Source organism: Thalassococcus sp. S3 (assembly GCF_004216475.1).
Taxonomy (GTDB): Bacteria; Pseudomonadota; Alphaproteobacteria; order Rhodobacterales; family Rhodobacteraceae.
In genome coordinates, this window is the sequence record NZ_CP022303.1 from 2,239,511 (window position 1) to 2,256,659 (window position 17,149).

Here is a 17,149-nt window from a genome sequence, read left to right on the forward strand (position 1 = left end):
GGCGCGGCGATGATGCTTGATGGCGGTATCCTGTCATGGGCGATCTACGCGGCCTCGGTCACGCTGTTTCTGGTGGGCCTTGGCTATGCGATCTACCTTCGGCATCTGAAAGTGTTGGAAGAAAGCTCCGATGCGGTTCTGAAGGGATTTATCGCACAGGACGCAGCGCCCAGTTTCGTAACGGATGACGAAGGCAAGATCCTGTCGCAGAACGAGGCGTCGTCATCGCGGTTCTCGGATGTTGAAAGCGAAACGCTCGCCGGAACGTTGAGGGCGGTCTTTGCCAATCCAAGTGCTGTGCTTTACCGCTTGCAGACCCGCGCGGCTGGCAAAGGGTCGGCCAGGGAAGATATCGTCACACGGCGGGGGCATGTCAGGATTGCCGTTCATGGCCTGACAGACGCGCGCTTTCTCTGGCGGCTCGAGGATATGCCTGAGCGGGGCCAGGCGGGACGCAACGTGGATACATTGCCCGTTCCCATGTTCAGCGCGGGCCGGAGTGGCGCGATCCTTTACATGAACGAGGCCGCGCGACGGCTTGTCGGTGAGCGGATCAAGTCGCTGGACCGGCTGTTTCCGGCCCTGCCTCTCCGCTCGGGGGAGCTGAACCCGATCACAACGGCGGACGGCCCGGCTTATGGCTTTGTTGTCGAGCATGAATCGACGGCGGGGCGCCGCGAGATCTATGTTCTTCCAAGTGCTGCGGAAGCACCGACGGACACGTGGGGCGTGTTCGAAATGCTGCCCGTTGCCCTTCTGAAACTGGATCCAAGCGGTGAGATCCTGACCGCCAACCGCATGGCCAAAACGTTGCTGGGCGCGGAGTTCACAGCGGGCCAGGGTCTGGGCGATGTGATGGAAGGGCTGGGGCGTTCGATCAATGACTGGCTGCGTGAGACGGCGCAGGGCAGGAACGGTCAGAAGTCCGAGTTTCTTCGGTTGACCCGTCCAGACCGTGAAATGTTTGTTCAGGTCACCCTGAACAAGCTGGGGCGCGACGGGGACGAAGCACTCATGGCCGTTCTCAGCGATGCGACCGAGCTTAAGACGCTTGAGGCGCAATTCGTCCAAAGCCAGAAAATGCAGGCTATCGGCCAGCTGGCGGGCGGGGTGGCGCATGATTTCAACAATCTGCTGACCGCGATTTCGGGCCATTGCGACCTGCTGTTGCTGCGCCACGATCAGGGTGATGCGGATTATGCCGATCTTGTGCAGATCAATCAGAATGCCAATCGCGCCGCGGCCCTGGTGGGACAACTCCTTGCGTTTTCGCGCAAACAAACGCTGCGGCCCGAAGTGCTGGACATGCGTGACACACTGTCAGACCTGACCCATCTTCTGAACCGGCTGGTGGGTGAGAAAGTGACGCTGACCTTGACGCACGATCCCGTGCTCGGGGCGATCCGGGCTGACAAGAGGCAGTTGGAACAGGTGCTGATGAACCTTGTGGTAAACGCGCGTGATGCGATGCCCAACGGCGGAGAAATCAGGATAGAGACCGAGGGCGTGACCCTCAGCCGCGCGCTTGAGCGCGACCGGGCCGTCGTCCCGGCGGGCGATTACGTGACGGTCAAGGTGCAGGATCAGGGGATGGGCATTGCCGCGGACAAGCTGCAAAAGGTGTTCGAGCCGTTTTTCACCACGAAGCGGACGGGTGAGGGCACCGGTCTGGGCCTGTCGACGGCCTATGGGATCGTCAAGCAGACCGGCGGCTATATCTTTGTTGACAGTGCTTTGGGCGCCGGAACCTGCTTTACACTCTATTTCCCCATCCATGACGCGGTGCCCGAGGCGGTGCCGGCCCCCGAAACGGCCACGCGCACATCGCTGCCGCAAAGAGCAGAAGGGGTTGTTCTGCTTGTCGAGGACGAGGCGCCCGTTCGGGCCTTTGCGTCGCGGGCCTTACGCCTGCGGGGCTACACGGTCATCGAAGAGGAATCGGCAGAAGATGCGCTCAAAACCCTGGAAGACGGGTCCCTCAACGTCGATGTCTTCGTCACCGACGTGGTCATGCCCGGCATGGACGGGCCGAGCTGGGTCAGAAAAGCGCTGGAAACACGTCCCAATACGCGTGTCGTCTTTGTGTCTGGATATACCGAAGGCACATTCGGGGAGGTTCAGACCAAGATCCCCAATTCCGTTTTCCTGCCCAAGCCCTTCTCCCTCAGCCAGCTGACCGAAACCGTCCACAACCAACTTCACTGAGGGGCGCGGCCACGCCACGGCAAAAGCGTCGCCTGTCATCCGCCTCGCCTGGGGATGCTGTCGTAGAGTTCGAACTGCTCCGCGCATTTGCGCTTGAACCGCCGCTCCACATCCGGTGAGAGCGTCACCTGGCCTGGAGGGGACACGTTCTCTTTCTGAAGCTCGAAGGTGACGCCCAGGCGATCGGTCAAGAACGCGTGCAATCCCTCTTTGTCATCATACCGAAAAAGATGGTTGATCCCGACCCCGTTGGGCTGGGGTTCCAGAAACTTCACCTGATTGCCGACATTGGCAAAGCCCGGCTTGTTGCCTTTCATATAGCCTAGCACGAAGTCATCGAACGAGATATCCCGGGTCGAGTTCGGATGGCCCTTCATGAACGGGCGTTGCCGGTAGCGATACCAGCTTCCGAGCCAGTCAATCGGTTCGCGCATCACGGCGAGGGTTTCCATCTGAACCTCACAGACTTTTTCGAACATGGGTCGAAAGAACCGGTTGTAGCGGTAGACCGGCGCATGCTTCAGATCGGGCGGATTTGAGACCACGATATCCGCATACGGGCCCAGAGCCGTTTGATAGGCCGTGGTCCCGGTTTTCGGAACAGACAGAAAAACGAGTTTTTTGCTCACAAAAACAAGCATTTATTACCTTGTCGCGCGCCAGGGATACTGTTTGTTGGCGTGTAAACTACTCTTTAACCGATTTGCGAAACAGTGATTTTAGCGAAAATTCTGTTGAAATGTTCACTTTTTGATCTCATAAGGAACAAGAGGTGAACGAAGCAGCAATTGCCGCCCGCGCGCGGGTGTGACAATAAGGAAGGCGACAAGGGCCATGGCAGATCTTTTGACAATGAACAGCAAAGCAAACGCGGACAAGCAAAAGGCGCTCGACAGCGCGCTGGCACAGATTGAACGCCAATTCGGCAAGGGTTCGATCATGAAGCTGGGGGACGAGAACGCGATCCAGGAGATCGCGGCCAGTTCCACCGGCTCTCTTGGCCTCGACATTGCACTCGGCATCGGCGGGCTGCCGATGGGCCGGATCGTGGAAATCTACGGGCCGGAAAGCTCGGGCAAGACCACGCTGACCCTGCATTGCGTGGCCGAACAGCAGAAAAAGGGTGGCGTCTGCGCCTTCGTCGACGCTGAACATGCGCTTGATCCGCAATATGCGCGTAAGCTGGGCGTGGATCTGGACGAGCTTCTGATCTCGCAACCCGATACGGGCGAGCAGGCGTTGGAGATCACCGATACGCTGGTGCGCTCGGGCGCTGTTAACATGGTTATCGTGGATTCGGTGGCCGCCCTGACACCGAAATCCGAGCTTGAAGGCGATATGGGCGATTCGAGCGTCGGCGTGCAGGCCCGTCTGATGAGCCAGGCGATGCGCAAGCTCACAGGTTCGATCAGCCGGTCGAACTGCATGGTGATCTTCATCAACCAGATCCGCATGAAGATCGGCGTGATGTTCGGCTCACCCGAGACGACGACGGGCGGCAACGCGCTGAAATTCTACTCCTCCGTCCGGCTCGACATCCGCCGTATTGGCGCATTGAAGGACCGCGACGAGGTTGTGGGCAACGCGACCCGTGTGAAAGTCGTCAAGAACAAGGTGGCACCGCCCTTCAAGCAGGTGGAATTCGACATCATGTATGGCGAAGGCATTTCCAAAATGGGCGAATTGCTGGATCTGGGCGTGAAGGCTGGGGTGGTCGAGAAATCGGGCTCCTGGTTCAGCTACGGGGATGAACGGATCGGGCAGGGGCGCGAAAACGCCAAGACCTTCCTGAAGGAAAACGACCGCATCGCGCTGGAGATCGAGGACAAGATCCGCGCCGCTCACGGGCTCGATTTCGATATGCCGCCGGGTGCGGCGTCGGATGACGATATCCTGGAAGCATAACCAGACGCACACGGGCAGTGCCGAAAGCCCCCGGTTCCGGACGCGGAGCTGAGAATATCCGGAAACAAGGCGTCCCGACGGGGGCGCCTTGTTTCCGTTCATGCCCTGTGGACAGGGGCAGGGCGCGGCGGTATTTGAGGCGAACCGCAACGCTCACCCGGAAAGCACCGTTATGCCGACGCTGAACGATATCCGCTCCACGTTCCTGACCTACTTTGAAAAGCAGGGCCACGCAGTGGTCGACAGCAGCCCGCTGGTGCCGCGGAATGACCCGACGCTGATGTTTGCGAATTCCGGGATGGTGCAGTTCAAGAACCTCTTTACCGGGGTGGAAACACGCGACTACACCCGCGCGACGACGGCGCAAAAATGCGTCCGCGCAGGCGGTAAGCACAACGATCTGGACAATGTCGGCTATACGGCGCGGCACCATACATTCTTTGAGATGTTGGGAAATTTCAGCTTCGGGGATTACTTCAAATCCGACGCAATCCCGTTTGCCTGGGAGCTGATCACCAAGGAATTGCAGATCCCGGAAGAAAAGCTGCTGGTCACTGTCTATCATACTGATGACGAGGCGGCGGAGATCTGGAAAAAGGTCGCGGGGCTTGGCGATGACCGGATCATCCGCATTCCCACCAACGACAACTTCTGGATGATGGGCCCCACGGGTCCCTGCGGACCCTGCACCGAGATCTTCTATGATCACGGCGATCATATCTGGGGTGGACCTCCGGGCTCTCCGGAGGAAGATGGCGACCGGTTCGTGGAGATCTGGAACCTCGTCTTCATGCAATACGAGCAGATGGACGACGGCTCCCGCCGGGAATTGGCGGCGCAAAGTATTGATACGGGCATGGGGGTCGAGAGGGTTGCGGCGCTCTTGCAGGGCACAAACGACAATTACGCAACCGATCTGATGCGCAGCCTGATCGAGGCGTCGGCGGATGCGACGTCGTCGGACCCGGACGGGCCGGGCAAGACCCACCACCGGGTGATCGCGGATCACCTGCGCTCGACCTCGTTCCTGATTGCGGACGGGGTGATGCCCAGCAATGACGGGCGCGGATATGTCCTGCGGCGGATCATGCGGCGTGCGATGCGGCACGCGCATCTGCTGGGATCCAAGGACCCGCTGATGCATCGGCTGGTTCCGGCCCTGGTTCGGCAGATGGGCGCGGCCTATCCCGAGCTGGGCCGGGCACAGGCGCTGATCGAAGAGACGCTGATGCTGGAGGAGACGCGGTTCAAGCAGACGCTGGACCGTGGTTTGCGCTTGCTGGATGATGAGCTGGAAAGCCTCGCCGACGGCGCTGCTTTGCCGGGAGAGGCGGCCTTCAAGCTCTATGACACCTATGGGTTCCCGCTGGATCTGACGCAGGATGCGCTGCGTGAAAAGGGGCGGACGGTCGATACCGATAGCTTTGATGCCGCGATGGCAGAGCAGAAGGCTAAGGCGCGCGCCGCCTGGTCAGGCTCGGGCGAGGCGGCGGATGCGACGGTTTGGTTCGATGTGGCGGATGCGCATGGCGCGACGGATTTCCTGGGCTACGACACAGAGACGGCGGAAGGCCAGATCGTCGCTTTGGTTCAGGACGGTGCCGAGGTCGAACGCGCAGAGGCCGGTGCCAAAGTGCAGATCGCGCTGAACCAGTCGCCCTTTTATGCAGAAAGTGGTGGTCAGGTTGGCGATACCGGCGTGATCCGGACCGAAAGCGGGGTGGGGCGGGTCACCGACACCCGCAAGACAGCCGGTGTGTTCGTGCATGTCGCCGAAGTGGAAGAAGGCCATATTTCCAATGGTGAAGCGGCTGTTCTTGAAGTGGATCACACGCGGCGGACAGCGATACGTGCCAATCATTCGGCCACGCATTTGCTGCACGAGGCGTTGCGGCAGGCCCTTGGTGAGCATGTGGCACAGCGCGGGTCGCTGAATGCGCCGGACCGGCTGCGGTTTGACTTTAGCCATTCCAAGGCGGTGACGTTGGGGGAACTGGAACGGGTGGAGGCGGAGGTGAACGACTACATCCGTCAGAACGCGCCGGTGGAGACGCGGATCATGACCCCGGACGATGCGCGCGGATTGGGGGCGCAAGCGCTCTTTGGCGAGAAATATGGGGACGAGGTGCGCGTGGTTTCGATGGGCCGGCAGGCCGGATCGGGCAAAGGTGCGGACGGGCACACCTATTCGCTGGAACTTTGCGGAGGCACGCATGTGACGCAGACCGGCGAGATCGGCATGTTTGCAATCCAGTCCGAAAGTGCGTCCTCGTCGGGCGTGCGCCGGATCGAGGCGCTGACGGGGCAGGCGGCACTGGCGGCGTTACGCGGACAGGAAGGGTTGCTGCTGGAGGTGGCCGATCAGTTGAAGACAGCGCCAGGTGAGGCGCCGGGCCGGGTCAAGGCCCTTTTGGAGGAGCGCAAGGCGCTGACAAATGAGGTTGCGCAGTTGAGGCGGGACCTGGCGATGGCGGGCGGCGCGAAGTCTGGCCCGGATGCGAAGACGATCAACGGCGTGTCGCTGGTGGCACAGGTGCTGTCGGGTGTCACGGGCAAGGATTTGCCGGGGCTGATCGACGCGCACAAAGAGCAGATGGGCAGCGGGGCCGTCGTGCTGATCGCGGATGCGGGAGGCAAAGCCGCCGTGGCAGCAGGTGTGACACAGGATTTGACGGAGACGCTGTCGGCGGTGGATCTGGTCCGCGCTGCGGTCGCTGAACTGGGAGGCAAGGGCGGGGGAGGCCGTCCGGATCTGGCTCAGGGTGGCGGACAGGACATCAAGGGCGCGGAGGCTGCCATCAAGGCGGTCGAAGCGGTGCTGGAGGGCTGAGCGATGGGCGCGTTGTGGATTGCACATGTAACGGTGACGGATGAGGAGGCGTACGGGAAGTACGCGGCCCTCGCCACGGAGGCGATTGCGGAGCATGGCGGGGTGTTCATCGCGCGCGGAGGGCGGTTCGTGCAGCTGGAAGGGCAGGCGCGGCCACGCAATGTTGTGGCGCGCTTTCCCTCGGTAGAGGCGGCGGAAGCATGTTATAATTCAGACACATATCAGCGCGCGCTCAACCATGCGCGGGATGCGTCGGAGCGGGAATTGCTGATCGTTGAGACGACGGAGTGAGCCGGGCCGCTCATCCGCCCTTGCGGGCGTCTTCGCTGGGGTCAGCTTGCGGCTTTGGCGGCGCGTTTTCTCTCGTGAGGGTCGAGGTGGCGTTTGCGCAGGCGCACGGCGTTGGGGGTAACCTCGACCAGTTCGTCATCGTCAATATAGGCGATCGCCTCCTCCAGTGAGAATTGCACGTGGGGTGTCAGGCGGATCGCGTCGTCGGAGCCCGATGCGCGCACGTTTGTCAGCTTCTTGCCCTTGAGGGGGTTCACCTCCAGATCGTTGTCACGGCTGTGCTCGCCGATGATCATGCCGGTATAGACCGGGGCCTGGGCGCCTATGAACATGCGGCCACGCTCTTCGAGGTTCCAGAGGGCGTAGGCCACGGATGTTCCGTTCTCCATCGAGATCAGCACACCTGCACGGCGACCGGGGATCGCCCCCTTGTGCGCCGCCCAGTCGTGGAACACGCGGTTCAGGACACCGGTGCCGCGCGTGTCGGTCAGGAACTCTCCGTGATAGCCGATCAGGCCGCGTGACGGGACATGTGCGATGATGCGGGTCTTGCCGGCGCCAGCAGGCTTCATCTCGACCAGCTCGCCCTTGCGCGCGCCGGTGATCTTTTCGATCACCGCGCCGGAATAGTCGTCATCGACGTCGATGGTGACCTCTTCGACCGGTTCCAGCCGCTGGCCGTTCTCTTCGCGGAAGAGGACCTGCGGGCGGGAGATGCTGAGCTCGAACCCCTCGCGGCGCATGTTCTCGATCAGCACGCCCATCTGCAATTCGCCCCGACCTGCAACTTCGAAGGCCTCGCCACCGGGCGTGTCGGTGACACGGATGGCGACATTGCTTTCGGCTTCTTTCATCAGCCGGTCGCGGATCACGCGGGACTGGACCTTTTTGCCGTCGCGACCCGCGAGAGGCGAGTCGTTGATACCGAAGGTCACGGTGATTGTGGGCGGGTCGATGGGCTGTGCGGGCAAGGCCTCTGCCACATCGGGGGCGACGATGCTGTCGGCGACGGTGGCCTTGGCCATGCCGGCGAGGGACACGATGTCGCCCGCTTCGGCCATGTCGATGGGCTGTTGCGAGAGGCCCCGGAAGGCCAGGATCTTGGTGGCGCGGAAGCTTTCGATCTGGCTGCCATCGCGGGAGAGCGCCTTCACCGTGTCGCCGGTTTTCAGCGTGCCGCTTTCGACGCGTCCTGTGAGGATGCGCCCGATGAACGGATCACTGCCCAGCGTGGTGGCCAGCATGCGGAAGGGCGCGTCTTTCTGCGCGATCTGGGCAGGGGCTGGGACGTGCTCCACGATCAGATCGAAAAGGGCGGAGAGATCCTTGCGCGGCCCGTCCAACTCATGATCCGCCCAGCCGGAGCGGCCGGAGGCATACATTGCGGGAAAGTCGAGCTGGTTATCATCGGCGCCGAGATTGGCGAAAAGGTCAAAGCATTCGTCGAGCGCGCGGTCGGGCTCGGCATCGGGCTTGTCGACCTTGTTCAGCACCACGATGGGGCGCAGACCAAGCGCCAGCGCCTTGGAGGTGACGAATTTGGTCTGCGGCATCGGCCCTTCGGCGGCGTCGACCAGCAGAACGACACCGTCAACCATGCTGAGGATCCGTTCGACCTCGCCCCCGAAATCGGCGTGGCCGGGCGTATCGACGATGTTCACGCGTGTGCCGTTCCATTCAACAGACGTTGCCTTTGCGAGGATGGTGATGCCGCGTTCACGCTCCAGATCGTTGCTGTCCATCGCACGCTCCGCCACGGCCTGGTTTTCACGGAAGGCGCCTGATTGCTTGAGAAGCTCGTCCACCAGCGTCGTCTTGCCGTGGTCCACATGAGCGATGATTGCGATGTTGCGCAGGTCCATGAAATCCGCCTTTGTCCGGGAGTTGCCGGGCGCATAGCGTGCTGCGCCGCAGAAGGCCAGAGAAAAGGCGCGTCAGGTGGCGACGTAGCGGTCGCGGCGGTGGTTCACGGCAATGATCGTGTTCAAAACCACAGCGCCCAGGAGAGACCAGAGCACAACAGGGGCCGGAAAGAGCAGGAAGGCCACCCCAAAGATCACCGCGTCGGCCAGAAGCTGAACATAACCGGCGCGAAAGCCGGTCGTGTCCTGGATCAGAAGCGCCACCACCCCCAACCCACCAAGAGAGCCGTTGTGCCTGAACATGGCAAGAAGCCCCATGCCGGTCAGACAGCCGAAGATCACCGCGCCCAAGGGAGTTGAGAGTGCTTCGATCGCAAAGCCGGAGGGCAGCAATTCGGTGACGATGGATAGGAGCGAGACGGAGATCAGCGATTTGACCGTGAACTCAAGACCCAGACGACGGTAAGCGAGGATATAGAAAGGCAGGTTGATGAGAAAGAAAAGAACACCAAAGGACCACCCGGTGAGATAGGACAGGATGACTGCGATACCGGCTGTCTGACCGGTGATCAGACCGACATGCGTCAGGACATGCAGGCCCAGTCCGCACATGAAGATGCCAAGCGAAAGCCCCTGAAGGTCGTCAAGGGAGCTGTGTTTGATGACGAGGTCCTGGTCGGTCATGCGAGCGCGATAGAGCGCTTTGCAGGTGCTTGTCGAGCGGAAGGCGACTTGGCCCGCTGCATTCCTGTCTTGCAAGGATCCGGCTGCGTGGAAATCGGGCAGAGGCTGCGCCGCTCAGGGCATGACCCTAGTTCTTGTCACCTTCGAAGATCAGGAAGTCGATGATGAACACAATTGCGAAAACCGCCAGCACAAGCACTTTGAAACTCCATACTCACTATCTGACGAAGATGGCAAAATCGGGCCACTTTTGGCAAGGAATGTCTGAATTCGCCGTCGTTTTGCCCGATTTGCGTTTCGGGTCCGCAGACGGATGCGGGCGAGGGCCGGTATTGCATCCGCGCTGGAAACGCTGCTGCGCGAATCAAAAACGGGGACCGAAGCCCCCGTTTCGTTTCGCGATTTTTCAGGTTCAGCCAGCCAGCGCCTTGTTCAGGTTTTCGTCCACCTTCTCAAGGAAGCCCATCGTGGTCAGCCATTTCTGATCGGGGCCGACCAGCAATGCGAGGTCCTTGGTCATGAAGCCGCTTTCGACTGTGTCCACGATGACCTTCTCCAGCGTCGTGGCAAAGTTCATCAGGGCGTCGTTGCTGTCGAGCTTCGCGCGGTGCTTCAGACCACCGGTCCAGGCGTAGATCGACGCGATGGAATTGGTCGAGGTCTCTTCGCCTTTCTGATGCTGGCGGTAGTGGCGCGTGACCGTGCCGTGGGCGGCTTCGGCCTCCACGATCTTTCCATCGGGTGTCATCAGTTGCGAGGTCATCAGACCCAGGCTACCGAAGCCCTGTGCCACGGTGTCGGACTGCACGTCGCCGTCATAGTTCTTACAGGCCCAGACAAAGCCGCCATTCCATTTCATGGCACATGCGACCATGTCGTCGATCAGGCGGTGTTCGTAGTGGATGCACTTGGCTTTGAACTGCTCTTCGAATTCCTGCTCATAGACTTCCTGGAACAGCTCAAGGAAGCGGCCGTCATATTGCTTGAGGATGGTGTTCTTGGTCGACATGTAGACCGGCCAGCCCAGGTTCAGGCCATAGTTCAGCGAGGCACGGGCAAAGTCGCGGATCGAGCTGTCGAGGTTATACATCGACATGAACACACCTGACGACGGCGCGTCGAACACTTCGTGCTCTTCCACGGTGCCGTCTTCGCCCACGAACGTCATCGACAGCTTGCCGGGCCCGGGGAATTTGATGTCGGTGGCGCGGTATTGATCGCCAAAAGCGTGGCGCCCGATGACGATAGGCTGGGTCCAGCCCGGCACGAGGCGCGGCACGTTCTGGCAGATGATCGGCTGGCGGAACACAACTCCGCCCAGGATGTTGCGGATCGTGCCGTTGGGCGAACGCCACATCTTTTTCAGACCGAACTCTTCGACCCGCGCCTCATCCGGTGTGATCGTGGCGCATTTGACGGCGACGCCCACTTCCTTTGTCTTCTCGGCACTGTCGATGGTGATCTGGTCGTTGGTCTCGTCCCGCGCTTCGATGCCCAGATCGTAGTAAAGCAGGTCCACGTCGAGGTAGGGCAGGATCAGCTTTTTCTTGATGAAATCCCAGATGATCCGGGTCATTTCATCGCCGTCCATCTCGACAATGGGGTTTTCGACTTTGATCTTGGACATGATGTGCCTCTTTGATGTCTGGTGGCGGAATTGGGCGCGGTTTAACGGATCGGTGCGCGCCATGGAAGATGGTATGCCGTGGTATACCGGCGACGTGGTGTCGCGGGCGCGTCAGCCAGCGGAACGCGCGAAAAAGGCCGACAGGCGCGGGCGCAGCCAGGCCCAAACACGCGGCGCACCGCGCGCGATGGGGATGCCGACACGGGTGTCGAGCTGATCGAGCGTGACGTTGAAGTCCTTCCAGCTGCCCCCGCCGTTTTCCAGATTGGCAATCGGGGTCTGCACCCGGTCGATGGCCTTGGCAAAGACGGCGTCGGGCGTGGCTGCGGCTTCGAATTCGTCCCAGAGCGCGCGGAAGGCATCACGCTGATCGGCGGGCAGCAGGCCAAAGAGCCGATCGGCGGCTTCCTCTTCTGCACGCGCCTGCGCGGCGCGGTCCACGTCGGCGTGAATGGGCGCGTCGCCGGCATCTATTTCGACCAGATCATGGAGCAGAAGCATTTTCAGCACACGGTCGATCTGCACATCCGGCCCGGCATGCTCGGCCATGACCAAGGCATAGAGCATGATGTGCCAGCTATGTTCGGCTGTGTTCTCGAAGCGGGAATTGTCGATCAGGCAAGAGGCGCGCAAAACCGACTTCAGTTTATCGGCCTCGATCAGAAAAGCGGTCTGCGCCTCCAGCCGTTCGGCGGGCGTCATTCCGGGGCCTTTGCTTGGCGGGCCTCTTTGATCTTGCGCTCAAGAAACGCGCGCGCCCCGCGTTCGGACAGGCGCACCCGGATTTCGGTCAGATACGCCTCTTCCAAGGATTGGGAAGATGCGGCCAGAACAGAAGCAACCTCGGTATAGAGGCGGTCCTGGCCCGTCTCGTCCATGGCCGCCATTGTGTCTTCGGCAAGTTTGGCGGCCAGTGTTTCGGTCGTTCCCATGATCAGCGCGTGCTTTCGGTCAAGCGACGCTTTACATAATCGGTGACGTTGCCGATCAGCGTGTCCATGTGATCTTCACGGAAGAAGTGGTCGGCGCCGTCGATCTCCTGATGGGTGATCGTGATGCCTTTTTGCTCGTGCAGCTTGTTGACCAGAGAGGTCGTATCGGCCGGCGGAGCAACCCGGTCAGCAGATCCGTTGATGATCAGACCGGAAGAGGGGCAGGGCGCCAGGAACGAAAAGTCGTACATATTGGCCGGGGGCGAGACCGAGATGAAGCCCGTAATCTCTGGACGCCGCATCAGAAGCTGCATGCCGATCCACGCGCCAAAGGAAAAGCCCGCGACCCAGCAATGTTTTGAATTGTTGTTCATCGACTGAAGATAGTCGAGGGCGGAGGCCGCGTCTGACAGCTCACCGATGCCCTGATCGTATTCGCCCTGGCTGCGCCCGACACCGCGGAAATTGAACCGCAGCACCGTAAAGCCCATGTTATAGAAAGCGTAGTGCAGGTTATAGACGACCTTGTTGTTCATCGTTCCGCCGAATTGCGGATGCGGATGCAGCACGATCGCGATGGGAGCGTCTTTTTCCTTTTGCGGGTGATAGCGGCCTTCAAGGCGTCCTTCGGGTCCGGGAAAAATGACCTCGGGCATATGTCGTCCTGTCTTGCGTCAAGATGGGGTGATTTGTTGACACGATCACCAAAGCATCTTAGAACGGTTCTAATTTGAGGCGCCGGTCTTGCCTGCGCGCAGTCAGGGCGACATACGCATTGACGCGTGCGGCGTCAACATTTCGGCGCATCTGGCCTGTTGGGGGAATGTTGAGCATGAAATTGTCGACCAAGGGCCGATACGCGATGGTGGCGCTTTGCGACATAGCTTTGCAGCCGGTCGACAAGCTTGTCACGCTCAGTGAGATTGCCGAGCGTCAGGACATCTCTCTCCCCTATCTCGAACAGCTTTTTGTCAAGCTCAGGCGCGCAAATCTTGTGACGTCCGTCCGTGGGCCCGGCGGTGGTTATCGCCTTGCACGCGGCGCGGCGGAGATCCGGGTCGTGGATGTGCTGGCGGCGGTCGATGAAACGGTCGATGCGATGCACAAGGGGGCAGGGGCGTCGGGCGGGCTTTCGGGCAGTCGGGCGCAATCCCTGACCAACCGGCTTTGGGAGGGGTTGAGCGCACATGTTTACGTGTACTTGCACCAGACGCGCCTTTCAGACGTCATCGCCAATGAATTGGCGCCATGCCCTGCGGTTCCCAACCTGTTCAGAGTTGTTGACGATGCTCCGGCATAGGGCCCGTGCTGGTCTATCGGTGTCCCGCACTGGGCGCGCGTGCCATCTGACTTTCGGCCTGAAATTGGCATGAGCCGGGTTTATCTGGATCATAACGCAACTGCGCCACTGCGCCCGGAGGCCCGCGCCGCGATGATCGAGGCGATGGAGCACGTGGGCAATCCGTCCTCGGTCCATGCCGAGGGGCGCGCAGCCAAGGGCATCGTCGAGCGTGCGCGCAATCAGGTCGCCGAAGCCTTTGGCGCGGTCGGGGCCGATGTCATCTTCACATCCAGCGCGACCGAGGCGGCGGCCCTGGCCTGCGCCGGGCGCGGATTGGATGGGGCGGCGGTTGAACATGACGCTGTCGGGGCGTGGGTGTCCGACGCGCTGGAGGTCGATGCATCCGGTCTGGTCTCCGTTCCCGATCCTGCGCGCGCTGTCTTGCAGGCTGCAAATTCCGAGACGGGCGTGGTTCAGACCCTGCCGCAGGACCTTGCGGTTTGCGATGCCACGCAGGCCTTTGGAAAGCTGCCGGTGGCGTTCAACTGGATGGGCTGTCAGATGGCGCTGATCTCGGCGCATAAGCTTGGCGGGCCCAAAGGCGTCGGAGCGCTTGTGGTCAGGCGGGGGACCGATGTCGTGGCCCAGATCCAGGGGGGTGGCCAGGAAATGGGGCGCCGGTCAGGGACCGAGAACGTTGTCGGAATTGCCGGTTTTGGTGCCGCCGCGGCGGCTGCGGCGCGGGATCTGGATGACGGCGTTTGGGCGCGGGTCGCAGAAATTAGAAATATTCTAGATAAAAGTCTTGCTGCTGGCTCAAACAAGATTATTTTTGTCGGGAATAAGGAAAGGCGGCTGCCGAACACGACCTGTTTCGCGATGCCGGGCTGGAAGGGTGAGACCCAGGTGATGGCGATGGATCTTGCCGGGTTCGCGATCAGTGCCGGGTCGGCATGCTCCAGCGGCAAGGTCAGGGCAAGTCGTGTGCTGAGGGCCATGGGCTTTGATGAACGCACCGCCGCTTCGGCGATCCGCGTGTCGATCGGGCCGGAGACAACAGAAGAGGATGTTCTGCGTTTCGCCGAAGCGTGGTTGTCCAGAGAAAAGAAATTCCACGCCCGCGCGGCGTGAGCGCAAGGAGAGCATGATGGCAGCGTTGGACCAGACCGTTCAAGTCAAAGAAGGCGTCGATCAGGAAACCGTCGATGCGGTGCGCGAAGTGGGTGGAGCCTATAAATATGGCTGGGAAACCGACATCGAGATGGAGTTCGCGCCGAAGGGCCTGACCCCGGACATCGTCCGGCTGATCTCGGAAAAGAATGAAGAACCGGAATGGATGACGGAATGGCGTCTCAAGGCCTATGAGCGCTGGCTGTCGATGAAAGAGCCGGATTGGGCCATGGTCGATTATCCCGAAATCGACTTTCAGGATCAGTACTACTATGCCCGCCCCAAGAGCATGGAAGTGAAGCCGAAGTCGCTGGACGAGGTCGATCCCAAGCTGTTGGCCACTTATGAAAAGCTGGGCATCCCGCTGAAAGAGCAGATGATCCTGGCGGGCGTCGAGGGCGCGGAGGACGCGCCAGCCGAAGGGCGCAAGGTGGCGGTCGATGCGGTGTTCGATTCGGTCTCGGTCGGGACGACGTTCCAGGCGGAGTTGAAAAAGGCGGGCGTGATCTTTTGCTCGATCTCCGAAGCGATCAAGGAACACCCCGAACTGGTGAAGAAGTATCTTGGTTCGGTCGTGCCGGTCTCGGACAACTTCTACGCCACGCTGAACAGCGCGGTCTTTTCGGACGGATCGTTTGTCTATGTGCCTCCGGGCGTGCGTTGCCCGATGGAGCTGAGCACATATTTCCGCATCAACGCGGAGAATACCGGTCAGTTCGAACGCACGCTGATCATTGCCGACAAAGGCTCTTACGTGAGTTACCTCGAAGGCTGCACGGCGCCGCAACGCGATACGTCGCAACTGCACGCTGCTGTGGTGGAGATCGTCGTGCTGGAAGATGCCGAAGTGAAGTATTCGACGGTCCAGAACTGGTATCCGGGTGACGAGAACGGCAAGGGCGGTATCTACAACTTCGTGACCAAGCGCGCCGATTGCCGGGGTGATCGGGCCAAGGTGATGTGGACGCAAGTCGAAACCGGCTCTGCCGTGACCTGGAAATATCCGTCCTGCATCCTGCGCGGTGATGACAGCCAGGGCGAGTTCTATTCGATCGCCATCGCCAACAACTATCAGCAGGCCGATACCGGCACCAAGATGGTGCATCTGGGCAAGAACACCAAGTCGCGGATCGTGTCCAAAGGGATCAGTGCGGGCAAGGCGCAGAACACCTATCGCGGTCTGGTCTCGATGCATCCCAAGGCCAAGAATGGCCGTAACTACACGCAATGCGACAGCTTGCTGATCGGCGACACATGCGGCGCGCATACGGTGCCCTATATCGAGGTCAAGAATAACTCGGCCCGCGTCGAACACGAAGCGACGACGTCCAAGGTCGATGACGACCAGCTCTTCTATTGCCGCTCGCGCGGGATGGACGAAGAGGAGGCCGTGGCCCTGGTGGTCAATGGTTTCTGCAAGGATGTCCTGCAGGCCTTGCCCATGGAGTTTGCAATGGAAGCACAGCAACTGGTGGCAATCTCGCTTGAGGGCTCCGTCGGCTGATGGCACCGGACATGCAACACCCCAAGGCGCCGCAGGTGATCCGGTTGGGTCACCCGTCGCGCCTGACGCCCGATACGCTGGAGGTCACGCTTCTGGTCCTCGGGCATCTGGTGGTGTTCTTTCTGTCTCTGGCACATGACGAAATCACGGCGGAACTGGTCGAGGATGGCTGGTTGATGGCCAGCCTGTCCGAGCGGTTTGAAATCCTGATCGGCCTTGTTCTTTTTCTGTGCTGGAGCGCGCTTTTGCTGCGGCTGGTGCATGTGTTGCGGCGGGTCAGGGAAGACGCGCTGCCCGAACAATCGGACAGCTAAGAAAGTTTGGACTCGCCGCTATGATGCAACAACTTGTGCTTCAATCCATGGCGCCTGCCTTGGGGGTCTTCATTGGCGCGTTGATCGGCTTTTCGCTGCGCCGGCGCCGGGGGAAAACCGAAGGGCTGATGCAGGATTCGGTCTTTTTGACGGCCAGTGCCGCCGGCGGCGCGGCCTTGCTTGTGGCGATGGCCTATAACTACCTCTTCGGGGCGGGCGCATGATCGTGACGACGACGCCATCGGTCGAGGGATATGCGATCGCGGACTACAAGGGCATCGTCGTGGGAGAGGCGATCCTCGGCGCCAACGTGATCCGCGATGTTTTCGCAGGGATCACGGATATTCTGGGCGGGCGCTCGGGCGCCTATGAGGAAGAGCTGGCCAAGGCACGTGCGACGGCTTTGGAAGAGATGGAAGATCGCGCCCGCGACCTGGGTGCGAACGCGGTAGTCGGTGTCGATCTCGACTACGAAGTGATCAACAATATGCTGATGGTCAGTGCCTCTGGCACGGCCGTGCAGCTTGGATAGACAGATCTGGC

The 17,149-nt window shown here is 60.8% G+C and carries 17 protein-coding genes; 10 read left to right on the forward strand and 7 right to left on the reverse strand.

The features are described 5' to 3' along the window. The first annotated feature begins 9 nt into the window (after positions 1-9). A complete protein-coding gene (locus tag CFI11_RS11195) occupies positions 10-2,205 on the forward strand; it encodes an ATP-binding protein (RefSeq protein WP_371687482.1) in 2,196 nt (731 codons plus the stop codon). 35 nt (positions 2,206-2,240) lie between these two features. On the opposite strand, the gene CFI11_RS11200 is transcribed toward CFI11_RS11195, so the two are convergent. Further along, on the reverse strand, positions 2,241-2,834 hold the full coding sequence (locus CFI11_RS11200) for a gamma-glutamyl kinase (protein ID WP_371687474.1): 594 nt from the start codon (positions 2,832-2,834) through the stop codon (positions 2,241-2,243). A gap of 205 nt (positions 2,835-3,039) precedes the next feature. On the opposite strand from CFI11_RS11200, the gene recA reads away from it, so the two are divergent. From recA to CFI11_RS11215, 3 genes are all read left to right on the forward strand, one after another. Then, complete coding sequence (recA, locus tag CFI11_RS11205; protein WP_130405944.1) at positions 3,040-4,110, forward strand: recombinase RecA; 1,071 nt, start codon at positions 3,040-3,042, stop codon at positions 4,108-4,110. Between the two features lie 172 nt (positions 4,111-4,282). Then, positions 4,283-6,940: an alanine--tRNA ligase gene (gene alaS, locus CFI11_RS11210; protein WP_130405946.1), complete on the forward strand. Its 2,658-nt coding sequence runs from the start codon at positions 4,283-4,285 to the stop codon at positions 6,938-6,940. 3 nt (positions 6,941-6,943) lie between these two features. Next, a complete protein-coding gene (locus CFI11_RS11215) occupies positions 6,944-7,231 on the forward strand; it encodes a DUF1330 domain-containing protein (RefSeq protein ID WP_130405948.1) in 288 nt (95 codons plus the stop codon). Positions 7,232-7,272: 41 nt separating this feature from the next. Here the strand turns inward: CFI11_RS11215 and typA are convergent, their stop codons facing one another. The 6 genes from typA to CFI11_RS11245 form a co-directional block, all read right to left on the reverse strand. Continuing rightward, positions 7,273-9,093 (reverse strand): translational GTPase TypA, encoded by a 1,821-nt coding sequence (typA, locus tag CFI11_RS11220; protein ID WP_130405950.1) that lies wholly within the window; start codon positions 9,091-9,093, stop codon positions 7,273-7,275. Between the two features lie 72 nt (positions 9,094-9,165). After that, positions 9,166-9,777, reverse strand: a complete 612-nt coding sequence (locus CFI11_RS11225) for a YitT family protein (protein WP_130405952.1) — start codon at positions 9,775-9,777, stop codon at positions 9,166-9,168. A gap of 412 nt (positions 9,778-10,189) precedes the next feature. Further along, positions 10,190-11,404: an NADP-dependent isocitrate dehydrogenase gene (locus tag CFI11_RS11230; RefSeq protein ID WP_130405954.1), complete on the reverse strand. Its 1,215-nt coding sequence runs from the start codon at positions 11,402-11,404 to the stop codon at positions 10,190-10,192. Positions 11,405-11,515: 111 nt separating this feature from the next. Beyond that, positions 11,516-12,106, reverse strand: a complete 591-nt coding sequence (locus CFI11_RS11235) for an HD family hydrolase (RefSeq protein WP_130405956.1) — start codon at positions 12,104-12,106, stop codon at positions 11,516-11,518. Continuing rightward, entirely contained in the window at positions 12,103-12,336 is a 234-nt protein-coding gene (locus tag CFI11_RS11240; protein WP_130405958.1) for a hypothetical protein, read from the reverse strand. Before CFI11_RS11240 ends, CFI11_RS11235 begins: the two co-directional genes overlap by 4 nt. A gap of 2 nt (positions 12,337-12,338) precedes the next feature. Further along, complete coding sequence (locus CFI11_RS11245) at positions 12,339-12,992, reverse strand: alpha/beta hydrolase (protein ID WP_130405960.1); 654 nt, start codon at positions 12,990-12,992, stop codon at positions 12,339-12,341. A 176-nt stretch (positions 12,993-13,168) separates the two neighbouring features. Between CFI11_RS11245 and CFI11_RS11250 the strand changes: the two genes are divergently transcribed. The 6 genes from CFI11_RS11250 (at position 13,169) to CFI11_RS11275 (ending at position 17,138) form a co-directional block, all read left to right on the forward strand. After that, positions 13,169-13,636, forward strand: coding sequence for an Rrf2 family transcriptional regulator (locus CFI11_RS11250; RefSeq protein WP_130405962.1), 468 nt, complete (start codon positions 13,169-13,171; stop codon positions 13,634-13,636). A gap of 69 nt (positions 13,637-13,705) precedes the next feature. Beyond that, positions 13,706-14,749 carry a cysteine desulfurase family protein gene (locus CFI11_RS11255; protein WP_130405964.1) on the forward strand — a complete coding sequence of 348 codons (1,044 nt, stop codon included), beginning with the start codon at positions 13,706-13,708 and terminating at the stop codon, positions 14,747-14,749. Positions 14,750-14,765: 16 nt separating this feature from the next. Further along, positions 14,766-16,292, forward strand: a complete 1,527-nt coding sequence (gene sufB / locus CFI11_RS11260) for a Fe-S cluster assembly protein SufB (protein ID WP_130405966.1) — start codon at positions 14,766-14,768, stop codon at positions 16,290-16,292. An 11-nt stretch (positions 16,293-16,303) separates the two neighbouring features. Then, positions 16,304-16,606, forward strand: a complete 303-nt coding sequence (locus tag CFI11_RS11265; protein WP_130405968.1) for a hypothetical protein — start codon at positions 16,304-16,306, stop codon at positions 16,604-16,606. Positions 16,607-16,629: 23 nt separating this feature from the next. Beyond that, on the forward strand, positions 16,630-16,830 hold the full coding sequence (locus CFI11_RS11270; RefSeq protein ID WP_254449072.1) for a hypothetical protein: 201 nt from the start codon (positions 16,630-16,632) through the stop codon (positions 16,828-16,830). Beyond that, positions 16,827-17,138: a heavy metal-binding domain-containing protein gene (locus CFI11_RS11275; protein WP_130405972.1), complete on the forward strand. Its 312-nt coding sequence runs from the start codon at positions 16,827-16,829 to the stop codon at positions 17,136-17,138. The genes CFI11_RS11270 and CFI11_RS11275 overlap by 4 nt, the downstream gene beginning before the upstream one ends. The last annotated feature ends 11 nt before the right edge of the window (positions 17,139-17,149 follow it).

What these genes read in the sequence shown, in the direction of transcription:
- CFI11_RS11195 (WP_371687482.1), top strand. Translation starts at nt 10, where the DNA reads ATGATGCTTGATGGCGGTATCCTGTCATGGGCGATCTACGCGGCCTCG.
- recA (WP_130405944.1), top strand. Translation starts at nt 3,040, where the DNA reads ATGGCAGATCTTTTGACAATGAACAGCAAAGCAAACGCGGACAAGCAA.
- alaS (WP_130405946.1), top strand. Translation starts at nt 4,283, where the DNA reads ATGCCGACGCTGAACGATATCCGCTCCACGTTCCTGACCTACTTTGAA.
- CFI11_RS11215 (WP_130405948.1), top strand. Translation starts at nt 6,944, where the DNA reads ATGGGCGCGTTGTGGATTGCACATGTAACGGTGACGGATGAGGAGGCG.
- typA (WP_130405950.1), bottom strand. Translation starts at nt 9,093, where the DNA reads ATGGACCTGCGCAACATCGCAATCATCGCTCATGTGGACCACGGCAAG.
- CFI11_RS11225 (WP_130405952.1), bottom strand. Translation starts at nt 9,777, where the DNA reads ATGACCGACCAGGACCTCGTCATCAAACACAGCTCCCTTGACGACCTT.
- CFI11_RS11230 (WP_130405954.1), bottom strand. Translation starts at nt 11,404, where the DNA reads ATGTCCAAGATCAAAGTCGAAAACCCCATTGTCGAGATGGACGGCGAT.
- CFI11_RS11235 (WP_130405956.1), bottom strand. Translation starts at nt 12,106, where the DNA reads ATGACGCCCGCCGAACGGCTGGAGGCGCAGACCGCTTTTCTGATCGAG.
- CFI11_RS11240 (WP_130405958.1), bottom strand. Translation starts at nt 12,336, where the DNA reads ATGGGAACGACCGAAACACTGGCCGCCAAACTTGCCGAAGACACAATG.
- CFI11_RS11245 (WP_130405960.1), bottom strand. Translation starts at nt 12,992, where the DNA reads ATGCCCGAGGTCATTTTTCCCGGACCCGAAGGACGCCTTGAAGGCCGC.
- CFI11_RS11250 (WP_130405962.1), top strand. Translation starts at nt 13,169, where the DNA reads ATGAAATTGTCGACCAAGGGCCGATACGCGATGGTGGCGCTTTGCGAC.
- CFI11_RS11255 (WP_130405964.1), top strand. Translation starts at nt 13,706, where the DNA reads ATGAGCCGGGTTTATCTGGATCATAACGCAACTGCGCCACTGCGCCCG.
- sufB (WP_130405966.1), top strand. Translation starts at nt 14,766, where the DNA reads ATGGCAGCGTTGGACCAGACCGTTCAAGTCAAAGAAGGCGTCGATCAG.
- CFI11_RS11265 (WP_130405968.1), top strand. Translation starts at nt 16,304, where the DNA reads ATGCAACACCCCAAGGCGCCGCAGGTGATCCGGTTGGGTCACCCGTCG.
- CFI11_RS11270 (WP_254449072.1), top strand. Translation starts at nt 16,630, where the DNA reads ATGCAACAACTTGTGCTTCAATCCATGGCGCCTGCCTTGGGGGTCTTC.
- CFI11_RS11275 (WP_130405972.1), top strand. Translation starts at nt 16,827, where the DNA reads ATGATCGTGACGACGACGCCATCGGTCGAGGGATATGCGATCGCGGAC.